This window comes from Pseudarthrobacter xylosi (genome assembly GCF_055412765.1).
Genome location: NZ_JBVAYT010000002.1, coordinates 586990 through 606542 on the forward strand (window position 1 = coordinate 586990; position 19553 = coordinate 606542).

The 19553-nt window shown below is 64.2% G+C and carries 21 protein-coding genes and 3 tRNA genes; 11 read left to right on the top strand and 13 right to left on the bottom strand.

The genetic code is table 11. From position 1 onward, the window contains the following. Positions 1 to 6 precede the first annotated feature (6 nt). The gene (locus ACZY1F_RS06675) at positions 7 to 807 is read right to left on the bottom strand and encodes a DUF1295 domain-containing protein (protein WP_463940976.1); all 801 of its coding nucleotides are present in this window, start codon (positions 805 to 807) and stop codon (positions 7 to 9) included. Further along, positions 804 to 1544 (bottom strand): alpha/beta hydrolase, encoded by a 741-nt coding sequence (locus ACZY1F_RS06680; protein WP_463940977.1) that lies wholly within the window; start codon positions 1542 to 1544, stop codon positions 804 to 806. The genes ACZY1F_RS06675 and ACZY1F_RS06680 overlap by 4 nt, the downstream gene beginning before the upstream one ends. An 80-nt stretch (positions 1545 to 1624) precedes the next feature. Here ACZY1F_RS06680 and ACZY1F_RS06685 point away from each other — a divergent pair, with 80 nt between their 5' ends. From ACZY1F_RS06685 to ACZY1F_RS06710, 6 genes are all read left to right on the top strand, one after another. Continuing rightward, positions 1625 to 3091 (top strand): YibE/F family protein, encoded by a 1467-nt coding sequence (locus tag ACZY1F_RS06685; protein ID WP_463940978.1) that lies wholly within the window; start codon positions 1625 to 1627, stop codon positions 3089 to 3091. 75 nt (positions 3092 to 3166) lie between these two features. Then, positions 3167 to 4345 carry a tRNA dihydrouridine synthase DusB gene (dusB, locus tag ACZY1F_RS06690; protein ID WP_463940979.1) on the top strand — a complete coding sequence of 393 codons (1179 nt, stop codon included), beginning with the start codon at positions 3167 to 3169 and terminating at the stop codon, positions 4343 to 4345. Next, complete coding sequence (locus ACZY1F_RS06695; RefSeq protein ID WP_463940980.1) at positions 4329 to 5627, top strand: deoxyguanosinetriphosphate triphosphohydrolase; 1299 nt, start codon at positions 4329 to 4331, stop codon at positions 5625 to 5627. The genes dusB and ACZY1F_RS06695 overlap by 17 nt, the downstream gene beginning before the upstream one ends. Positions 5628 to 5679: 52 nt before the next feature. After that, positions 5680 to 7638, top strand: a complete 1959-nt coding sequence (dnaG, locus tag ACZY1F_RS06700) for a DNA primase (RefSeq protein ID WP_463940981.1) — start codon at positions 5680 to 5682, stop codon at positions 7636 to 7638. Positions 7639 to 7704: 66 nt separating this feature from the next. Continuing rightward, positions 7705 to 7777, top strand: a tRNA-Asn gene (locus tag ACZY1F_RS06705). 125 nt (positions 7778 to 7902) lie between these two features. Then, positions 7903 to 7975 (top strand) — tRNA-Asn (locus tag ACZY1F_RS06710). A 52-nt stretch (positions 7976 to 8027) separates the two neighbouring features. On the opposite strand, the gene ACZY1F_RS06715 is transcribed toward ACZY1F_RS06710, so the two are convergent. The 3 genes from ACZY1F_RS06715 to ACZY1F_RS06725 form a co-directional block, all read right to left on the bottom strand. Continuing rightward, complete coding sequence (locus ACZY1F_RS06715; RefSeq protein WP_463940982.1) at positions 8028 to 8435, bottom strand: hypothetical protein; 408 nt, start codon at positions 8433 to 8435, stop codon at positions 8028 to 8030. Positions 8436 to 8527: 92 nt separating this feature from the next. After that, the gene (locus ACZY1F_RS06720; RefSeq protein ID WP_463917333.1) at positions 8528 to 8707 is read right to left on the bottom strand and encodes a hypothetical protein; all 180 of its coding nucleotides are present in this window, start codon (positions 8705 to 8707) and stop codon (positions 8528 to 8530) included. A gap of 25 nt (positions 8708 to 8732) precedes the next feature. Next, positions 8733 to 9956, bottom strand: coding sequence for a multidrug effflux MFS transporter (locus ACZY1F_RS06725; RefSeq protein ID WP_463940983.1), 1224 nt, complete (start codon positions 9954 to 9956; stop codon positions 8733 to 8735). A 189-nt stretch (positions 9957 to 10145) separates the two neighbouring features. Here ACZY1F_RS06725 and ACZY1F_RS06730 point away from each other — a divergent pair, with 189 nt between their 5' ends. From ACZY1F_RS06730 to ACZY1F_RS06750, 5 genes are all read left to right on the top strand, one after another. After that, positions 10146 to 11000 carry a phage holin family protein gene (locus ACZY1F_RS06730; protein WP_463940984.1) on the top strand — a complete coding sequence of 285 codons (855 nt, stop codon included), beginning with the start codon at positions 10146 to 10148 and terminating at the stop codon, positions 10998 to 11000. Between the two features lie 42 nt (positions 11001 to 11042). Continuing rightward, the gene (locus tag ACZY1F_RS06735; RefSeq protein ID WP_463940985.1) at positions 11043 to 11666 is read left to right on the top strand and encodes a CDP-alcohol phosphatidyltransferase family protein; all 624 of its coding nucleotides are present in this window, start codon (positions 11043 to 11045) and stop codon (positions 11664 to 11666) included. Beyond that, positions 11666 to 12574 carry a DMT family transporter gene (locus ACZY1F_RS06740; RefSeq protein ID WP_463940986.1) on the top strand — a complete coding sequence of 303 codons (909 nt, stop codon included), beginning with the start codon at positions 11666 to 11668 and terminating at the stop codon, positions 12572 to 12574. The genes ACZY1F_RS06735 and ACZY1F_RS06740 overlap by 1 nt, the downstream gene beginning before the upstream one ends. Positions 12575 to 12704: 130 nt before the next feature. Further along, entirely contained in the window at positions 12705 to 13901 is a 1197-nt protein-coding gene (locus tag ACZY1F_RS06745; protein ID WP_463940987.1) for a glycosyltransferase, read from the top strand. A 141-nt stretch (positions 13902 to 14042) separates the two neighbouring features. After that, a tRNA-Ile gene (locus tag ACZY1F_RS06750) sits at positions 14043 to 14116 on the top strand. A 690-nt stretch (positions 14117 to 14806) separates the two neighbouring features. On the opposite strand, the gene ACZY1F_RS06755 is transcribed toward ACZY1F_RS06750, so the two are convergent. The 8 genes from ACZY1F_RS06755 to ACZY1F_RS06790 all read right to left on the bottom strand — a co-directional run bounded on the left by ACZY1F_RS06755 (position 14807) and on the right by ACZY1F_RS06790 (position 19412). After that, a complete protein-coding gene (locus tag ACZY1F_RS06755) occupies positions 14807 to 15301 on the bottom strand; it encodes a hypothetical protein (protein ID WP_463940988.1) in 495 nt (164 codons plus the stop codon). Between the two features lie 57 nt (positions 15302 to 15358). Next, complete coding sequence (locus tag ACZY1F_RS06760) at positions 15359 to 15529, bottom strand: helix-turn-helix transcriptional regulator (protein ID WP_463940989.1); 171 nt, start codon at positions 15527 to 15529, stop codon at positions 15359 to 15361. Continuing rightward, positions 15529 to 15708, bottom strand: a complete 180-nt coding sequence (locus ACZY1F_RS06765) for a helix-turn-helix transcriptional regulator (protein ID WP_463940990.1) — start codon at positions 15706 to 15708, stop codon at positions 15529 to 15531. The genes ACZY1F_RS06760 and ACZY1F_RS06765 overlap by 1 nt, the downstream gene beginning before the upstream one ends. Then, positions 15708 to 15836, bottom strand: a complete 129-nt coding sequence (locus tag ACZY1F_RS06770; protein WP_463940991.1) for a hypothetical protein — start codon at positions 15834 to 15836, stop codon at positions 15708 to 15710. Before ACZY1F_RS06770 ends, ACZY1F_RS06765 begins: the two co-directional genes overlap by 1 nt. 6 nt (positions 15837 to 15842) lie before the next feature. Continuing rightward, a complete protein-coding gene (locus tag ACZY1F_RS06775) occupies positions 15843 to 16100 on the bottom strand; it encodes a hypothetical protein (protein ID WP_463940992.1) in 258 nt (85 codons plus the stop codon). 418 nt (positions 16101 to 16518) lie between these two features. After that, the gene (locus ACZY1F_RS06780) at positions 16519 to 16752 is read right to left on the bottom strand and encodes a hypothetical protein (protein WP_463940993.1); all 234 of its coding nucleotides are present in this window, start codon (positions 16750 to 16752) and stop codon (positions 16519 to 16521) included. A 1102-nt stretch (positions 16753 to 17854) separates the two neighbouring features. Continuing rightward, positions 17855 to 18676, bottom strand: a complete 822-nt coding sequence (locus ACZY1F_RS06785; RefSeq protein ID WP_463940994.1) for a hypothetical protein — start codon at positions 18674 to 18676, stop codon at positions 17855 to 17857. Between the two features lie 514 nt (positions 18677 to 19190). Then, positions 19191 to 19412 carry a hypothetical protein gene (locus tag ACZY1F_RS06790; protein WP_463940995.1) on the bottom strand — a complete coding sequence of 74 codons (222 nt, stop codon included), beginning with the start codon at positions 19410 to 19412 and terminating at the stop codon, positions 19191 to 19193. Positions 19413 to 19553 lie beyond the last annotated feature (141 nt).

A 19553-nucleotide genomic window follows, 5' to 3' on the forward strand; every position in this document is an offset into this window, starting at 1 on the left:
AGGCGGTCACCGGCGTTTGGGCGGCCACGGGATGAAGCCGCTGGTCGCTTCGACATATTCCCGGTAACCGGGCCGGCCGGACATCGCCTTTTCCGTCAAGGGCTTCCCGGTCTTCCCCGCCAGCGTCCACACCATCAGCGCCGGTGCCAGGATGGTCAGGATGCCCGGCCAGGAGTCTGCGGCGATGAGGAACAGCCCCGTCCAGATAGCTGCATCACCGAAATAATTGGGATGCCGGGTGTACCGCCACAAACCGGTATCCAGCACCGTGCCGCGGCGGGACGGGTCCTTCTTGAACCGGGACAGCTGCCAGTCGCCCACGGTTTCAAACACAAACCCCGTCACCCACAGCAGGATGCCGAGCACGGCCACCCACCCCACAGCGCCGGTGGAAAACATACCCACCTGCAGCGTCAGGGACACAAAGAACATGACCACACCCTGGGGCAGGTAGACACGGCGGAGCGCATAGGCGTTCCTGGATCCGGGCGCAGGATCCAGCAGGGCCTTGTACCGCGGGTCCTCGTGTCCGTCGCGCGCCCGCCACCCAATGTGGCCACCGAGCCGCAACCCCCAAACGGCCGTCAGGAGAAGCAACAGGAACCTGCGGGTGTCATCGCCAGATCCGGCGGACAGGAACCAGGACACCACGGCCACGGCGACGAAGCCCGGGCCCCACGCGACGTCCATCACCGAATGCCGGCCCTGCCGCACGGCCACACCAAACGTCAGCCCCAGGACCGCCAGGACCGCCAGCGCCGTCCAGGGAAGTGACGCGGCGAACTCCGGCCAGGGAAAAGTGCTCACAGGGCCACTTCAGCGGCGGAGCGGGGCACCAGTTCGGCCAGCGTGCCCGAGGCCGATTCTGTGAATCCGGTGCGCTCGGCGAAAGCCTTCATCACGAAACCGGTGGCCAACGCGTGCCACAGCCCGCCGCGGCGGACCATAAAGTGCCCGGTGCCGTGCAGCGAAACATACTGCATGGACGCTGCCACACCCGCGGCGCGGCGCCCGAACGCCAAGGACTGGGACGGGCTGGTCATGTGGTCTCCGGTGCCGTGGACAATCAGGACCTTGCGTCCCGTGAGCGTGGTGGCGGGGGTTTCCGGGCTGAGCCACGGGGCCAGCGCCACTACGGCGTCCACGTGCGGATGGTCCGCGGCAGTCACGGCGGTGAGGCCGCCCATGGAGTGGCCCACCAGATACACCGGAACCCCAGGGTGCTGCGCACTGATCTGCTGGAGGGCCCAGCGGGCATCCTGCAGCGCAGACATGTCCGGCCCGTTCCAGCCACGCACGCTGTTCCGCAAGGACCACACGGCGAGCCCATGGTCCTTGCCGGCACGGTGCAGGTGCCGGGCGAACGTGACCATGCGCAGCGGGCTCAGATGGCGGGCCTCCACGGGCTCAAAGCTGTGTGCCTTGCCCCCGTGCAGGACCAGCGCCACGCCCCGCGTTGGCCCGGCGGCCGGCAGCACAGTGAGCGCCGCCTCCCGCCTCGCAGCAGGTTCGTTGGTGTGGAATTCAGTGCTGCGGTCCGTCACGCGTAGTTCCTCCCGGTTCCTGCCATTTATTAACCCTAAGGCGCCGGACGTAGAGTTCAACGTATGAGGTTCAACTGCTGATGGGCTCCGGTCACACCCACGTTTCAACAGATCATTCGGAGCCGACGGCCCAGGCGATTGCTGCCCGGCGGAAAGCAAACCGCATCCTGGCAGCCGTGCTGGTGCCGCTGACGCTTCTGACCCTGGTTGGCATGGCCATGCTGTGGCCGTCCGGGTCCAGGGACGGCATCTCCCTAGCCAGCCCCTATTCGGCGGCCCCCGGCGTCACGTTCGATACCGGCAAGATCCAGAGTGTCGTGGAAGAAAGCTGCATGCAGGGCACCACCGCCCCCGGCCAGTCCCCGGACACCAGCGGCCAGCCCGCCCCGGCCGGCTCCGAGTGCATGTTTGCCTTTACGCAGCCGGACCAGGGCGGCAGCCCCGTCAAAGTGGTGATCAACCCGGAAGTGGCACAATCCCACGGCGTGAAACCGGGTGACCAGATCAGGTACCTGAACCTTTCCAACGCCCCGGGCGCCGCGGCGTCGCAAGGCTCCCCGGCCTTCATTTTCGTTGACTTCGTCCGGACCCTGCCCATCGTGTTCCTGGCGCTCCTCTACGCCCTGGTGGTCATCGCGGTGGCGCGCTGGCGTGGACTCCGGGCACTGCTGGGGCTGGTGGGCGCGTATTTCGTGCTTGCCGGCTTTATGCTGCCCGGGCTGGTGGAGGGCAAGCCTCCGCTGCTGCTGGCCCTGGTGGGATCAACGGTGATCATGATCGGGGTCCTGTATTTTGCCCACGGCTTCTCCGCCAGGACATCAACGGCGCTGCTGGGGACCATGTTCGGCCTGGGCATCACGGCGCTGCTCGCGGCCTGGGCCACCGACGCCGCCAACCTGGCCGGCGTGGGCAGCCACGATGCAACCACCCTGATCAATACCTCGGCCAACATCTCCATTTCCGGGGTAATCCTCTGCGGCCTCATCATCTCCGGGCTCGGTGTCCTGAACGATGTCACCATCACGCAATCGTCCGCCGTCTGGGAACTCTACGAGTTGGCTCCAGGCACCAGCGCCCGCAAGCTCTTCACCTCCGCCATGCGGATCGGCCGGGACCACATTGCTTCCACGGTCTACACCATCGCGTTCGCCTACGCCGGCGCAGCCCTGCCCATCCTGATCATTGTGATGCTGTATGACCGGCCGCTGGGGGACACCCTGACCAGCGCCGAGCTGTCCGAGGAAGTCATCCGCACGCTCGTCGGCTCCATCGGCCTGGTCCTCGCCATCCCTGTGACCACCCTGATCGCCGTGCTGGTGGTCAAGGCCACCGGCGTCCGGACGGCGGGTCAGCCCGCCGTCGGCGTCCCGGACGAAGACCGCCCCCGCCCCGGAGGCACCTCGGGCGCCGCCGCCATCAACGCGGACGACGTCGGCGATACCGGTGCGCTGGCAGCGGCCGCCTTCGAGAGGCGGTCACGGCAGTCCACGGAGGATTCCGCCGATCCCGCCATCACCCGGAGGGGACGCCGGGCAGACCGCGGCTGAACCGCAGCTGGCCGAAGCCAGGGACCCAAGAACCGTGTGGCCCGCCGATTTGCCCGCCTTTGCGACAATGGACAGGTGACTGTTACCGCAACGCCTCCCGCCCCCAAGCTGGAACTCCCGCCCCTGAAGCTGGGCCCCATCACGGTGGACACCCCCGTGATCCTGGCTCCTATGGCGGGCATCACCAACTCCGCTTTTCGTCGTTTGTGCCGTGAATACGGCGGCGGCCTGTACGTGGCGGAGATGGTCACCTCGCGCGCCCTCGTGGAACGCACCCCCGAATCGCTGCGCATCATCTCGCACGGCGACGACGAAAAAGTCCGCTCCGTCCAGCTGTACGGCGTTGACCCGGTGACCGTGGGCGCCGCCGTCCGGATGCTGGTGGAGGAAGACCGTGCCGACCATATCGACCTGAACTTCGGCTGCCCCGTCCCCAAGGTGACCCGGCGCGGCGGCGGGTCCGCCCTGCCCTGGAAGACCGATCTCTTCACCTCGATCGTCCAGACCGCGGTCAAGGAAGCGTCCAAGGGCAATGTCCCGCTGACCATCAAGATGCGCAAAGGCATCGACGATGACCACCTGACGTACCTCGACGCCGGCCGGATCGCCCGCGATGCCGGGGTGGCCGCCGTCGCGCTTCACGGCCGCACCGCGGCGCAGTTCTACTCCGGCCAGGCCGACTGGTCTGCGATCGCCCGCCTGCGCGAAGCCTTGCCGGACATCCCCGTCCTGGGTAACGGCGACATCTGGTCCGCTGAAGATGCCGTCCGCATGGTCCGGGAAACCGGCGTGGACGGCGTGGTGGTGGGCCGCGGCTGCCAGGGACGCCCGTGGCTGTTCGGCGACCTCATGGCGGCCTTCGAAGGAAGCGACGTCCGCCACAAACCGGACCTGCACAAGGTGGCCGAGAGCGTCTACCGGCACGCTGAGCTGATGGTGGAAACCTTCGGTGATGAGGGCAAGGCCCTGCGGGAGATCCGCAAGCACATGGCCTGGTACTTCAAAGGGTATGTGGTGGGCAGCGAATTACGGACCAAACTGGCCATGGTGACCAGCCTGGAGGTGCTGCGGGGGACCCTGGACCAGCTGGACCTGGACTCGCCGTACCCCGGGGTGGATGCCGAAGGCCCCCGCGGCAGGGCAGGATCGCCCAAGAAGCCGGCGCTGCCCAAGGACTGGCTGGAATCCCGTGCGCTGAACGCCGCGCAGTCCCAGGACATCTCCGCCGCGGAACTGGATGTTTCCGGTGGCTGAGACGCGCACCACGGCACAGGCCCTGCCCGGCTACGAGGCCCACGATTCCGCCCGCTGGGTGGAGGAACCACCCAAAAACAACTACCGCTCCGATTTTGAGCGGGACCGCGCCCGCGTGTTGCACTCCTCGGCACTGCGCCGGCTCGGCGCGAAAACGCAGGTGGTGGCCCCGGATACGGATGACTTCGTCCGCACCCGCCTGACCCACAGCCTCGAAGTTGCCCAGGTGGGCCGGGAACTGGGCCGCGCCCTGGGCTGTGACCCGGATGTGGTGGACACCGCCTGCCTGAGCCATGACCTGGGACACCCGCCCTTCGGCCACAACGGCGAGTCCGCCCTGAACGAGGTGGCACATGCCATCGGCGGTTTCGAAGGCAACGCCCAGACCCTCCGGCTCCTCACCCGGCTGGAGCCCAAGGTACTTGCCGCCGACGGACGCCCGGCCGGCCTGAACCTCACGAGGGCCAGCCTGGACGCGGCGGCGAAATACCCCTGGTCCGCGCTGAACGCGCCGGTGATCCACGGGCAGCGCACCAGTAAATTCGGCGCCTACGAGGACGATCTGCCCATCTTCAACTGGATCAGGGAGGGTTCGCCGGAGCGCCGCTCGTGTCTGGAGGCGCAGGTCATGGACCTGGCCGACGACATTTCCTATTCCGTGCACGATGTCGAGGACGCGATCGTGGCCGGGCACTTCCAGCTGCGCTGGATGGATAACCCGGACCACCGGGCCCGTGTGGTGGGCTACGCCAAGCAGTGGTACCTCCCGCACAACGACCCCGCCGCGATCGACGCCGCCCTGGCCCGTTTGGAAGCCACCGACGTGTGGGTCCGCGAGGCCGACGGCAGCCGCAAATCCATGGCGGCCCTGAAGAACATGACCAGCCAGCTGATCGGCCGGTTCTGCCAGAGCGCCCTGGAGAGCACCCGCGCCGTCTACGGCCCGGAAAACCTCACCCGGTACAGCGCCGAGCTGATGGTCCCGGACGAGACGGTCATGGAGATCGCGGTGATGAAGGGCCTGGCCACCACGTTTGTGATGACCACTGAGCACCGCCAGCCCATCTACGAGCGCCAGCGCGAGGTGCTGCACGCGCTGGTCACGGCCCTGAGCGCCACGGGGGACCGTCATCTGGAGCCGATGTTCGCGGCTGACTGGCGGGACGCGCCCGACGACGGCGCACGCCTCAGGGTGGTCATCGACCAGGTGGCGTCGCTGACAGACGGGTCGGCGCTGGCAATGTACGAGCGACTCGTGGGGAGCCTGCCGTCGCTGTGGTGACGGACGCCATACGGCGGCCTTCACTGTTATGCCCCGGGACTAGGATGGCTCTGTGGCTGGCCTGATCAAACGTGAAGACATAGACGAAGTACGCCAGCGCACGGACATCAAGGAAGTGGTTGACGGCTACGTCACCCTCAAGGGTGCCGGGCTGGGAACCTACAAGGGCCTGTGCCCCTTCCACGACGAACGGTCGCCGTCGTTCACCGTGCGCCCCCAGGTGGGCAGGTACCACTGCTTCGGGTGCGGCGAAGACGGCGACGTCATCGCCTTTGTGCAGAAACAGGACCACACCTCATTTCATGAGGCTGTGGAGAAGCTGGCTGCCCGCATCGGCTACGAGCTGCGCTATGAAGATGGCGGCACCGGCCCCAACCGCGAGGAAGTAGGCAAGCGCCAGCGCCTCCTGGACGCCCATAAAATCGCCGATGAATTCTTCCGCGCCCAGCTGCTGACGCCCGGCGCCGCCGAAGGCCGGAACTTCCTGTTCGGCCGCGGCTTTGACCGCGCCGCCTCGGAGCAGTTCGGCGTCGGCTACGCGCCGCAGGGCTGGGACGCGCTGCTGAAGCACCTGCGCGGACGTGGCTTCACGGACCAGGAGCTGAAACTGACGGGGATGTTCTCCGCCGGGGGACCCGGTAACCAGCAGAGAATCTATGACCGTTTCCGGGGCCGCCTGATCTGGCCCATCCGCGACATCGCCGGCGACACCATCGGCTTCGGCGCCCGCAAGCTATATGAGGACGACCAAGGCCCCAAATACCTCAACACCCCCGAGACCACGCTCTACAAGAAGTCCCAGGTGCTTTACGGGATCGACCTCGCCAAGCGCAGTATCGCCAAGGACCGCCAACTCGTGGTGGTGGAGGGATACACGGACGTGATGGCCTGCCACCTGGCGGGAATCCCGACGGCGGTGGCCACCTGCGGGACGGCGTTCGGCACCGAGCACATTAAGATCGCCCGGCGCCTGCTCTCCGACGACGGCAGCGGGGGAGAGGTCATCTTCACCTTTGACGGTGACGCCGCCGGTCAGAAGGCGGCACTGCGCGCCTTCGAGGAAGACCAGCGCTTCACTGCCCAGACCTATGTGGCTGTGGAGCCCACCGGGGCCGACCCCTGCGACCTTCGCCAAAGCAGGGGCGACGCCGCCGTGCGGGACCTGATCGCCACGCGCCGGCCGCTGTTCGAGTTTGCCATCAAGGCCACGCTTAGGCGCCACAACCTGGACACCGTGGAGGGCCGGGTGGCCGCGCTGCGGGAATCGGCTCCGGTGGTGGCCCAGATCCGCGACGCAGCCATCAGGCCCGAGTATGCCCGGGAACTGGCCGGCTGGCTGGGCATCTCGGTTGAAGATGTCAGCCGGGCCGTTGGCGTCGCCATGAAGCGTGCCGCCGCAGGCGGGCCGGCTGCACCTGGGACGCCCTCAGGAGCCGGTACGGCGGCTCAGCTGGGGTCCGCCCAGCCGGGGTCCGGGCAGGCGGGCGGGCCCGGCGTGGCTGCCGGCCCGACGTCGGGTGCTGTCCCTTCCTACCAGCGGCCCGACCCCCGGGACCCTGTGGCCTCCATGGAGCGGCAGGCACTGGAAGTGGCGCTGCAGGAGCCCGCCCTCCTGGGCGGCGGCATCTGGGAGCGCTTTTCCGGGGCCCGGTTCATCACGCCCGCCTTCCTGGCCGTGCACGATGCGATGCGTGCCTCCGGCCCCGAGCTGATCGGCGACCCCGCGCGCTGGGTGAGCCAGGTGATGGAGGAAGTCCCGGAACCCCTGCGGCCGCTGGTGTCCGAACTGTCCGTGGTGCCGCTGCCCGCGAGCACCGTCGAGGGAGTCCAGAAGTACGGCAAAGGCATTCTCACGGCGCTGTTTGAACTCCAGATTACGCGCGTGAAGGCGGACAAGATGAGCCAGCTTCAGCGCCTTGACCCAGGCTCCGAACACGAACGGATCCAGCAGCTGCAGCGTGAACTGATGATGCTCGAAATGGAGCGCCGGGCACTGCGCTCGGACGCCTAGAACGCGCCGACTTCACTCCGATTTCGTTTCCCCGCTGGGTGTTTGCTAGGCTGGTACCCGCTTCATTCCTCCTTAGCTCAATTGGCAGAGCATTCGACTGTTAATCGAAGGGTTGCTGGTTCAAGTCCAGCAGGAGGAGCGCACAATCCCCGTTCCGGGTCTCCGGAACGGGGATTTTTTTATACCCGGGGAGGGTATTTGAGACTGTGCTGCCGCCGATTTCCCATTCCCGGGAAACCTTTGCTAAGGTCATACCTGCTTCATTCCTCCTTAGCTCAATTGGCAGAGCATTCGACTGTTAATCGAAGGGTTGCTGGTTCAAGTCCAGCAGGAGGAGCAAACAAACAAAAGATCCCCGTCCTCTCTGTGAGGGCGGGGATCTTTTGCACTCAGACAAAGTCCATTTCCACTTGTAGGAAGCACTCAGCCTCGGCAATGGCCGCGCGGAAGGCGTCCTGTTCGGTGGGGAACTTGCGGGGTTCCCGCGGATGCCACTCATGGGGTGCTGAGTGCACCCGGACGAAGCCGGAGGCCGGCGGCGCGTAGAAGATGCCGAACCGCTGCACCGGCCATTCAGGCGACGTCTCCGGGGCCACCAGCAGGGCAGCGTTGAAGGCGGCGTTGAACCACTGCGCGATGGGCCGCCGCCGGTCTTCCGTGAAGAGTCCGGCAGCGTAGAGGGCCGCAGACTGCTGGCCGGTTTGGGCGCACAACCGGTCCCACCACATGGGCAAAATGCCTGAGTCGCAACGTTGCCATGTGGCCGGGGGCGGCGAGGAGAACTGCCAGCTGGGCACAGATTTATTTTATCGTGGGAAAGCTCCAGGGCGGGAGGGGGAGGGCCCCTCCCTGTGGCCCGGGATTTGGCGCCGGGTCTTAGTGCCTGCAGCTAGGGGCGGTTCCAGGGCCCCGGATTAACCCGGTACAGCAGGGCAGCACCCGCCAGCGCACCGAGGATGATGCCGATGGCACCGTTGCCGAACACGCGCCCAAGGAAGTAACCGGCGACGCCGCCAAGCACCGCCCCGAGGAACAGTCCCCGGGGGTTGCGGTGCGGCTTGCGTTGCATGCGTTTCATCAGTGACCGAAGGGGTTCAATGGATCGAGGGCACGGTGCGGGGCCTGACGACCAGCCATAGCCCCGCTATCGCCACCAGTATGCATGCGGCCTGCACGGCGCCCATGGGGGTGGAGCTGGTGATGCCCAGCCACCCCACCACCGGTGACACCAGGCCGGCCATCAGGAAGGTCGCGGCACCCAGGAGGGATGCCGCTGTCCCGGCCTGGGCGCCGTGGCTGCTCAAAGCCAGCACCTGGACGCAGGGGAACGTGAAGCCTGCGCCCATGATGTAGAACCAGAGCGGGACCATCACGCCCCAAAGACCCAGGCCGGCCTGGTCAAAGACCACAATCAGCAGGGCCATGAGGAACATCCAGGCAGTGGAACAGGCAAGGATCCACTGGGGCGGGACAACGCGGATGAGCCTGGAGCTGATCTGGACGCCGGCCACAATGCCCAGGGAATTGATCCCGAACAACAGGCCGTATTCCTGCGGCGAGAACCCGAAGATGTCCTGGAACAGGAACGGTGACGCGGACAGGTACGTGAAGAGGCCTGCGAAGTTCATGCCGCCCACCACCAGCAGGCCCACGAAGATCCGGTCTGTGAACAGAACCTTGTAGCGCTGGCCGGCGGTCATGCCGGTCAGGCCGCGCTTCTCCGGTGGCAACGTTTCGCGGACCAGGACGAGGGCCGCGATGATCACCAGGGTGCCGTAGCCGGCCAGGAACACGAAGATTCCCGGCCACGGCATTACCAGGAGCAGCTGCGAGCCGATCACTGGGGCAAGGATAGGCGCCAGCCCGTTCACCAGGGCCATACGCGAGAACATCCGGACCATGGCATAGCCGGAGAACAAGTCCCGCACCATTGCCATGGCCACCACACCGCCGCCGGCAGCGCCCACGCCCATAAGGACACGGAAGAGGCCCAGTGTGGAGATGTCTGTGGACAGGGCTGCTCCCACGGAGGAGGCGATGTGCAGGGCCGTCGCCAGGATCAGCGGGAGCCGGCGGCCGAACTTGTCGCTGAACGGGCCCACCACCAGCTGGCCGAGGGCAAAGCCCACGGTGGTGCCGGCCAGGGTCAGCTGGACCTGGGCCTCGGTGACCCCGAGGCTCGCTTCCAGGGCCGGGAACGCAGGCAGGTACAGGTCGATCGTGAACGGGCCCAATGCGGTGAGCGCACCGAGGAGGAGGATGTACAGCAGTTTCCGGCGGCGAGTCAGCGCATCGCCCGGATTCGAGTGAATGGTCACGGAGATCAATCCTAGGCCCGGAAGTACCAACTTTCCCGGGTTGCGGGCGCGCCGTGCGGCCAACCCGGAACTTTGCCCGGACCCTGAATGATAGTTTTGAGGGCGGGACCGTGCTGCCGCGGGCTCCCGCAACACACGAATGCCGAATCGACCAGGCAGCAGACTACGCAACAAGTTAGGCGGGAACCGATGAGCGGACGTCACACCGGGCGCACCAGCCAGGGATTGCGGATCACCGCGCTGCCCAGGACGCTGAAACTGCTATTTCGCCTGGCCCCCCGCCAACTCAACGACGAAATCGCCTTTGCCAAGATCGAGCTTAAGCGCAAGGGCGTCCAGGTAGGCGTCGCCGCCGCTTTCTTCGCCGTCGCGCTTATTTTTGTGGCATTCCTGGTGGTTGGCCTGATCGTGGCCGCCATTATGGGCCTGGCCACCATCATGCCGTCGTGGCTGGCCGCACTGCTGGTTTGCGCCCTGTTCCTGGTCATCGCCCTCATCGGTGCCCTGATCGGCCTCCGTAAATTCAAGCAGGCCATGCCCCTGCTGCCTGCAGAGACCATCCGCGGGATCAAACACGATCTCGGCATCGCCAAGGAAGGCTCTGACTTTAACGTCGCGCTGCTCGATCCGGCAAGCCCGGAGGCCAAGGCCGCCAAGGCTGCTAAGGACGAAGCTGCCGTGAAGGCCAAGGCCGAGAAGGAAGCCAAGGCCGCGGCGCACAAGCAGGAATTCCCGCATGCGTCCGAGCCCGAGCTTCACCGCCGCCTGGACCAGCGCCGTCGCCACCTGGCCCAGGTCCGCGACGAACTGGATACCGAACTCGACCTCAAGCCGCAGGCCATGTTCCTGCTGGGCGCTGCCAAGGAAAAACTGGAGGAAGGCAAGGCCGCCGTTGAGCACGGCGCGGCCGCGGCCGGCCAGAAGTTCGCTGCCTTCTCCGGCTCCCCGGACGGCGCGGGTGCGCGCTGGAAGCCGCTTGCCGCCCTTGCGGCCTCCGCAACGATCTTTGTGGTGCTCCTGCGCAGGCTGCTGCGGAACCCCTAACAACACACACATCACACTGGGCGCTATGGAAGGGGGGACGGATTGAGGTTCATCGGCGCTGGCGCGCGGCCCGGCCGCCCCCAGATTGATCATGACCGCGTCTTCACAATTCCCAATGCCCTGACGGTGCTGCGCTTTATGGGCGTGCCGCTTTTTGTCTGGCTGGTCCTGGCCCAGAAGGAGTACGGGACCGCCGTTGTGGTTCTGGTGGTTATGGCGGGAACCGATTGGATCGACGGCTATGTGGCCCGCCGCTTCGACCAGGCGTCCAAGCTGGGACGGGTCATGGACCCGCTGGCTGACCGGCTTGCCCTGATCGCGGTGGCGGTCACCTTGGTGATTGCCGGCGTCGTCCATTGGCTGTACCTGGCCGCACTCCTGGTGCCCGACGCCGTGCTCCTGGTACTGACCCTCACCTACTTCGGCGGCCATCCGGACCTGCCGGTGAGCCGCGTGGGCAAGGTCCGCACCGGACTCCTGCTTCTGGGCACTCCACTGCTGGTCCTGTCGCGTTTGGACACCCCCTTTGCCGGGCCGCTGTACATTGCGGCCTGGATCGTGCTGGGACTTGGGCTCGCCGGCCACTGGATTGCCGCGTACAACTATTTCTGGGCCATTCTGCGGAAGGGCCGTCAGCAGTCCCATCACAACGGCGGCACCGCCTGATGGTGTGGGTGGCGGTTCTGCTAGCGGTGCTTGGTGCGTTCTGCCTTGCCTTCGGAGCGCAGAAGCAGGGGAGTGCAGTCAAAGCCGATACCGGCGGGCTGGCACTGAGTTCAAACGGCTTCCTCCGTCTGCTGCGCAATCCGCGGTGGGTGCTGGGACTTCTCCTGCTGTGCGTCGGGATGGGAATGAACGCGGTGGCATTGGTCTCCGCGCCGCTGACGGTAGTGCAGCCGATCGGTGCCATTGCCCTGGTCATTACCACCGTAGTGAACGCCCGGGACCAGGACATCACCATCAACCGGGCCACCATGGTGTCCATTGCCGGCTGTGTTACCGGCTCCGCACTTTTTGTTCTCCTCGCCGTCAACGTGACCCAGGAAAACCACCACGTGAGCCAGGAGGACGAACTCACCATTGTGCTGCTGCTGGCACTGGCCGTCGGCGTTTTCGGCACCCTGGCAGCCATGTTCCGGAACCGGATGAGCGCGTTTGTCTACATCCTCGGCGCCGGCGTTCTCTTCGGCTTCGTCGCGGTGCTGACACGCATCATCGGCAAGCACCTGCTGGATCCCAACGGGCTGGCACTGCTCAATGTCCAGTGGTATTCGGTGGTAGCCATCGTGGCGGCCGGCGGCCTGGGTTCCTGGTTTGTGCAGAGCGCCTACTCGGGCGGCCCGCCGGACCTGGTCATCGCCGGGCTGACGGTCATCGACCCGATCGTGGGCATCGCCATCGGCATCGTGATCCTGGGTGAGCTGCGCCCGGACGTCCACGCCGTGATGGCGATTGCCATGGCCACGGCTGCTTCGCTTGCTATCGTGGGGGTGATCGCCCTTTCCAGGCACCATCCCGAGGTCACCAAGCGCAGGAAAGAAGCGCGGAAGGCGGCGGGCAGGGCGTCCCACTAGCCTGTTTTCCCGACTAGACCATGTTTATGACCAGCCGATTTTCACTAAGAGGCCCCGCGCTACCGCGCTGGCGGCCCACCGGTGAAGCCAGCGACAGCTGCCCGCACCGTGACCTTCAGGAGCTCTCCACGTGACAACGCCCTCTGACCAGCGACCCTTGACGGTACTGATTGCCGCGGATACCTATCCGCCCCACATCAACGGGGCCGCCCAGTTCAGCTACCGGCTCGCGAAGGGTATGACAGCCCGAGGCCACAATGTGCATGTGCTGGCCTGCCGCGCGGACAACGGCGCGAGCTTCACCGAGTTCCGCTCCGAGGCGACCGTGCACCGGCTCCGCTCGCACGGGGTCTTCACCCACGAATACTTCCGCATCTGCTTCCCCTGGGAAATCAAGAAGGAAATCGGCCTCCTTTTCGATCGGATCAAGCCCGATGTAGTGCACATCCAGAGCCACTACATGATCGGCGAGCACGTCCTCTACGAAGCGGCGAAGCGGGGCATCAGAATTGTGGCCACCAACCACTTCATGCCGGAAAACCTCAACCCGTTCCTGCCGTTCCCGCAGTGGTTCAAGGACATCATCGGCAAGATCTCCTGGAAGGACATGGGCAAGGTCATGGGCCAGGCTGACGTGGTCACCACGCCCACACCCCTGGCTGCCAAGGCCATGCACCAGCACGCTTTCCTGCATAAGGTACTGCCCCTCTCCAACGGCATCGACTCCGCAGCCTACGAGCTGCAGCCAGGCGAAGTTATCGAACCGCACGCCCATCCAACAGTGGTCTTCGCGGGGCGCCTGGCCGAGGAAAAGCACGTGGACGTGCTGATCAATGCCGTGTCCAAGACGCCCGCGGAGCTCAACGTCCACCTTCAGATCGTGGGTGGCGGCGAAGTCCGCGCGGCTCTTGAAGCGCAGGCAGAACGGCTCGGACTGGGGGAACGGGTTAAATTCCTGGGACTGGCCAGCGATGAAGACCTCCGAGAGGCCTACATCAAGGCGGATCTGTTCTGCATGCCGGGGACCGCCGAGCTTCAGTCCCTGGTGACCCTTGAGGCCATGTCTGCCTCCACGCCCGTCCTGCTGGCGGATGCCATGGCGCTGCCGCACCTGGTGCGCGACGGCGAGAACGGTTATCTGTTCACCCCCAACGACAGCGACGACCTCGCAGCCAAGATCACCCGGATCCTGCAGCTTCCGGCCGACGAACGGGCGGCCATGGGCCAGGCCAGCCGGCGGATGGTTGAACCGCACAGCATCGAGGGAACGCTGCAGACCTTCGAGGACCTCTACCGGGGTGCAACCTACGACGACAAGGCCGTCTGACAGCGATCTGGCGGCTGCCCGCTCCAGCCTGGCCGGGGTCCGGCGTCCTGGCTGCGTGGTCTTGATGCCCGCCACTGTTTGCTAGAGTGTTTTTGCCCTGCTGAAGCTGAAGTCCTCTTCGGACCACGCTGGCAAGGGCGGGGGGCTATAGCTCAGCTGGTTAGAGCGCGGGACTCATAATCCTAAGGTCCTCGGTTCAAGTCCGAGTAGCCCTACCTGTACAAATAGGCCTGGTTCCCTTGCAAACAAAGGGAATCGGGCCTATTTCATTGACAGTCAGAAGAGGCTGATTGACAGAAATCAGCCGCTGTGCATTCCCTGCTTTTCTTAGCGATTCCTCGGATAGTGGATAGTTATTGGATAGCGGGGGCAAGGGGAGGCAGACGCCTTCCGCCGCGTCATATAGACGAATTGTCGGCCATGGGCTACGCATGCAGCGCTCAATACTTCGTTCAGCGCATGCCAGAGGCTCGAAGCGCCGCATTTTGCCTGGGGCTGTAGGGGCGAAGTCGAGTGTGACCTGAGCCTGACGCAGGAGTCTTGGCCCTTAGCCCGCCTAAATGGCCCCTGACGGCTCAGGAGGCCCTAGGCGGGTAGTTGGAGCCTTATTGATTCTAAGGCCGTTAGAACGGCGCACAGCGCATCCGAAAGATGCGGTGCATGCGGTGTCACTGGTCATCGAGCTTCATGAGACTGTCTCTACATGAACAGCGTCACATTCAGCGGGTACATGGACGCGGCAAGAATGGTCCTCAGGCTGCCCGTGATCATTTTCAACTCCGGGGCTCGGCCCCGAGTTGTGACGGCGCTCGCATGCTTGACGCAGCCGTTCTAAGCGCCTGTGAAACAGCGAGGCTCCAGCTAACGAGCTAGCGGAGTAGTGGAGCGTTCTGTCGTTCCGTCACTTACGCCGATTCAAGACGGTTCAGTTCTTTGATCTCCTTGGCGATCACGGCTGCAGCGGCCTTGCACGCGTCGTCGAGGTCTTTAATTGCCATATCCACGCTGACAGCAGGCGGTGGCGCACTGTGTTCCTGGACAGCGTGGAGCACGCGCGCTGAGGCTAGTACGGACAATCCAGCCGATACCGAAACTAGTTCAGCGACAACCATGCCGATCCTGCCATCGTGGTTATTGGTCATTCGCTTGGCGAGCTCTGTCATCTTTTGTGTGGAGGCGTGTATCTCCACACCGTTGGGGAGGTCGGGTTGGCCGGCTCGGATGCCGTTCATCAGCAGTTTCACCTGCGCTGCAAAGTCCTCGAGCATAAGCCGGAGCTGGTCTCGCAGTTCCCGCTGTCGGGCTCTTAGCGGAGCGCGCTTCGCCTGTCTCAAGTTGTATAGGGAGACGACCAGTGCGGCTGTGGCAACGATGCCTTCCCAAGTGATTAAGCTATCCATGCCTTTCATCATTCCAGACTGTTGGTCGGGTCCCCTGTCTTCAGCTCCAAACGCGAGCTAGTCGGCAACCCGCCGCTGCTTTAGCCAGTCCTCCAGATCGGTTTCACGGTAGCGGATCATCCCGCCTGGCAGCCTGTAGTAGGTCGGACCGTCGCTGGCGTTGCGGATAAGCCATCTCGTGCTGACTCCTAGGCGCTCCGCTACCTCCTGCCTTGTCAGCAAGGTCATTAGCTGCTCACCTTCCGCTGCTTTAGCCAGGCAGTTAGATCAGCCTCGCCGTACCGAATGGTTCCGCCAGGCAGTTTGTAGTAATCCGGTCCCTGTTCCGCGTTGCGAATGAGCCACTGCTTACTGACTCCTAGCCTGTCTGCGACTTCCTGGCGGCTTAGCATAGCGTTATCGGCCATCAGCGCAGCGCTCCACTCGCATGCAGGACGGCGGCGACCCTGCGGCACTGCTGGGCAGAGAGCTCTGGGAGCTCGTCAACCGCGCGGTCTACCATGGCCTGCAGCTCATCGGTGGTTACCTTCGCCATAGCCGGCTACTTCCGCAGTGCTTCATAGATGATGCGACTCTGCTCTTCAGTCAGAGGCGGCGGCTTCGCCAGCCACGCCTCTGCATCGGCGCGTAATTCCTCTTCGGCCATCACGCGGGCATCCTCATGGGGCGCAATCTGCGGCACTCTAGCCGCATTGAGAACGGCGGCAACCTTGCGGCACTGCTCCGGTGAAGGGTCAGGCATTGCATCTACGATGCGCTGAGCCATGGCATGTAGCTCTTCGTTGGTGATCTTCGGCATGGCGGCCTACTTCCTTAGTATCTGGGCAATCAGCCGACACTGCTGTTCGGTCAGCTTGGGGAGCTGGGCAACTTTTGCTTGTGCATAGGCCCGCAGTTCTTCTTTAGTCATCGGCTCGCGTTCCATCGCTCCGGCTGAGGCCTCAGAATGTCAGCTATCTCCTGGCAATGCTCAGCGGTGAGCTGAGTAGCCATCAGGGCCACCGATCTCTCTGCGTGGGCTCGTATCGCCTTCTCCAGTGCTGCCGCTTTACGGCGTGCGCTTAGCTCGCGGTATTCGTTCGTCAGCCACTCGGACGGCTGCTCGTCGCGCCTCTTCAGCCGGCGGAGTGCCGTCCGGTCAGCGGCCCAATTCAATTCATCGTCCCGGCTCCACGGTGTTTTCGCGTGGGCGGGCAACTCTTCTGTGGTCACTTGGCTTAGGCCGTTGCCAAGAGGGGCTGACCGGCGGCGCGTGGCGCGTTGTCCCGCTGCCATGCCGCGATAACTCGCATGACGTCCTTCGCGGTTCCCTCAAAGTTAGCTCGAGCGCCGTGCGGGCCGTACTCAATGGAAACCACGCCAGTGGTTTCCCCATCTTCCGTCTCATCCTGTACTGCGTAGATGCTGCTCAAGGAGATGTAGTGGCCGCCGAAATCTACAAGATCAAACATGGCTTTGTGTCCTTTCTGGACCTCTAGGCCGGCGCGGTGGGGCAACTCTCACTGCCCCACCTGCCGCCTAATAACAACCGGTCAAGCCGGCGATTCGTTGGATACCGCATATTCGTTAGTTCCTATTCAGTTGGTATTCAGTTATTCAGCTAGCGTCTACCTGCTGCGCCGTGCTGATAAATCAACTATTACATAAATAGCGCTACTAGCGCAACCTGCGACCGAAAGTTCTTTCCAGGTCATCCTGCATAGTTGCGCTAGTAGCGCGTAAAGTAGGGGTTTATGGAAGCAAAAAAGATTTCCGAGCTAATCGAGAGGACCGGCGTCACTCGACAAATAGTGGCCGAGTCGCTGGGGGTCTCCGTGGCCATGCTTCGCAAGTATGAGCACGGCTATGCGCCGATGCCCGATGCTCGTCTAGTCATGCTAGAAAAGCTGGCCGGCGGAGCTGGGGCGTCATCAAGAGCGCAGAGTGCCAGCAAGCCAGCTACAGCCGCGCTCGCGGAGATTCCATTCACCGCACTTGTCGAAGAGCTTGCGAGGCGCACGCGAACTGGACAGGTGAAAGAGGCGGACTCGACTAGTCAGGGTGCAAGGCGTCCATTGCGGGCCGTGGCTTTCACTGACGTGGCAGACGATTAGACGCAAGCCACACACAACCGCATACCGATTGATCAAGAGGCCAGGTAGCTACGCACCTGGCCTCTTGTCATGCAGGTGGTCAGGCGCAGGGCTGTAGCTGGCTGCCTAGTGGCATGAGCAGGTGCAGTGAGCCGCCGGCATTAGGAAGTCATAGTCGGGCTCACAGTCCTCATAGGAGGACTGCTCAATGGGTGCCAGTAACTCATCCAACATCTTGCCCACTGCATCAACGTCTATCTTCACCATGCCCCGCACACTAAGCCGCAGGGCTGACAGTGAGGGCTTTGCAGCGCTGCCAAGGCATAGGGGGTGGGGGGTGCCCCCCGATCTTGCACGGCCCTCTCCCCGGGCGTAACAGCGCGTGAGGTAGCTCTCGGGTTGTCAGGTCCATGAACCCGTCAGAGTAACTCGGTTGCTATAGAAAAGGGGAGGCCCGAAGGCCTCCCCGTGTCGCTAATTTCTACTGGTTCCAGACCATGGGCAGCTTGTGAGTGATCGCGTACTCAATCTCGGACATCGAGCGCGGCGTTTCGTTAGGCCGGTGCCACATACCCTCGGGCGCTGCCTTGCGGGCCGCCGTGTTGGCCGTGTGCTGCGCTTGGTCAACTTCCAGCAGATGGCTCGGGCGGACACAGCGCCTGCGCTTGGGGTCGTTGTCCCAGTTCATGCAGTCATGGTCCAGCTGAATGTCTGGCGTCAGCGTCTTGCCCGTCAGTTGCTCGTACAGCCAGCGGTGTGCGCGGACTTCGCCGCGCCCCTGTCCCAGGTTGAACCGCGCGTAGCCGTCGAAGGTCAGGATGCCGGTGTAAATCCAGCAGCCCACTTCATCGTCTGCCGTCAGATGCCGCGCGAACTTGTCTAGCTTCGGTTCATTACGCGGGCCGTGATCGCCTGGGGCGACGGGTGCGCCAATCCTGCGGAAATTGGAGTAGTGCCGTCCGCAGTAGGCAACGGCTGGTGACTTCTTCAGCACCGTGCATCCATCGACTTCGCATTCACCGCGTGGAGTCGCCGGCTTGCGTGCCCTGGGCTTCGACTCCGTTGAGCCCGTCGTGATCTTGCGGTTGTAGTGCAGGCGGCAGAGTCCCTTGGCGTGGTGCATGCGCTCGCAGTCCGCTACGCTGCAGCGCTTGCCATAGCCCAGCGGGGCAAGCTCTGTCTGCCTAGCCCGCCGCTGCTTCTCGTAATGGGTGGAGCACCACGTGTGGTAGACGCCGATGCGCTTACGCTCGCATCCGTCGACGGTGCAGACAGTGGAGAGCCATTCGGCTTGTGTGGTCATGTGGGGCAATCCCTTGGTAGTCGTGGCAGGGTAATGCGCGCGCCCGAAAAGGGCTGTGCTGTAGGGGTAATGCGGAGGGTCGAACGTGGGCACGCATGCCGAGTCGGGCACGTCAGACTGAGCAACAGGGCTTACGGCTGGCGGCGGCCGACGCCTGCCCGGTCAGGGGGCAATAATGTCGCCTCTGCACAGGGCGACGCACGGAAGGCCGACGCCAGGAGGGCCGCGCCCGCCGCCGTATCGCGAAGTGCGAATGCGAGCAGATTGCTATGTAACCCCTCTGGTTTCCTAGTTCTTCTCCTCTGAAGCTGAACCGGCGGAGCCGTGTTCAGCAGCTAGCTGTCTATCTAGAAGGACATCTGGCTAAAGGGTGGTTACGGCGAAGCGCTTCGGGCCTAGTGGGAAAGCCCCCCACGGACAAGGCGAACGACTAATACAGAAAGCCCCTGGCAGCCTCCGAGAAAGCTGCCACGGGCACAACTCAGTTAGTGAAGAAGGCCGGTCTCTCGGGCACCTACAAGGCGTGATCGTATTTGCCGATGGGAACATCCGAGACGTGACTTCCCACGCAAGCCTTGATGCCTTCAACCAGCCACGCTGGGGCTTTGATCGGGATGCATAGGTCGCGTTCTTCGATGGTCGATCCGTTGCCAACCTCGGCCGCTTCAAGGGAGGATGCGGCCACCCACCCCGCAATTGCTAAGCGCCGGGCTTCCTCAAGTTGATCGCGTGTCATGATGTCTCCAATGGGTTGGGGGTCGGTGGTTCGATTGACGGCACCGGTCTTATCGGCCCTTGATTCGGCGCTCTGCGCCTACCTCCAGAGCAGCGAAGTATGCTTCCGCGCTGGGACGTGACTTGCCCAGTGCGGCGCCCA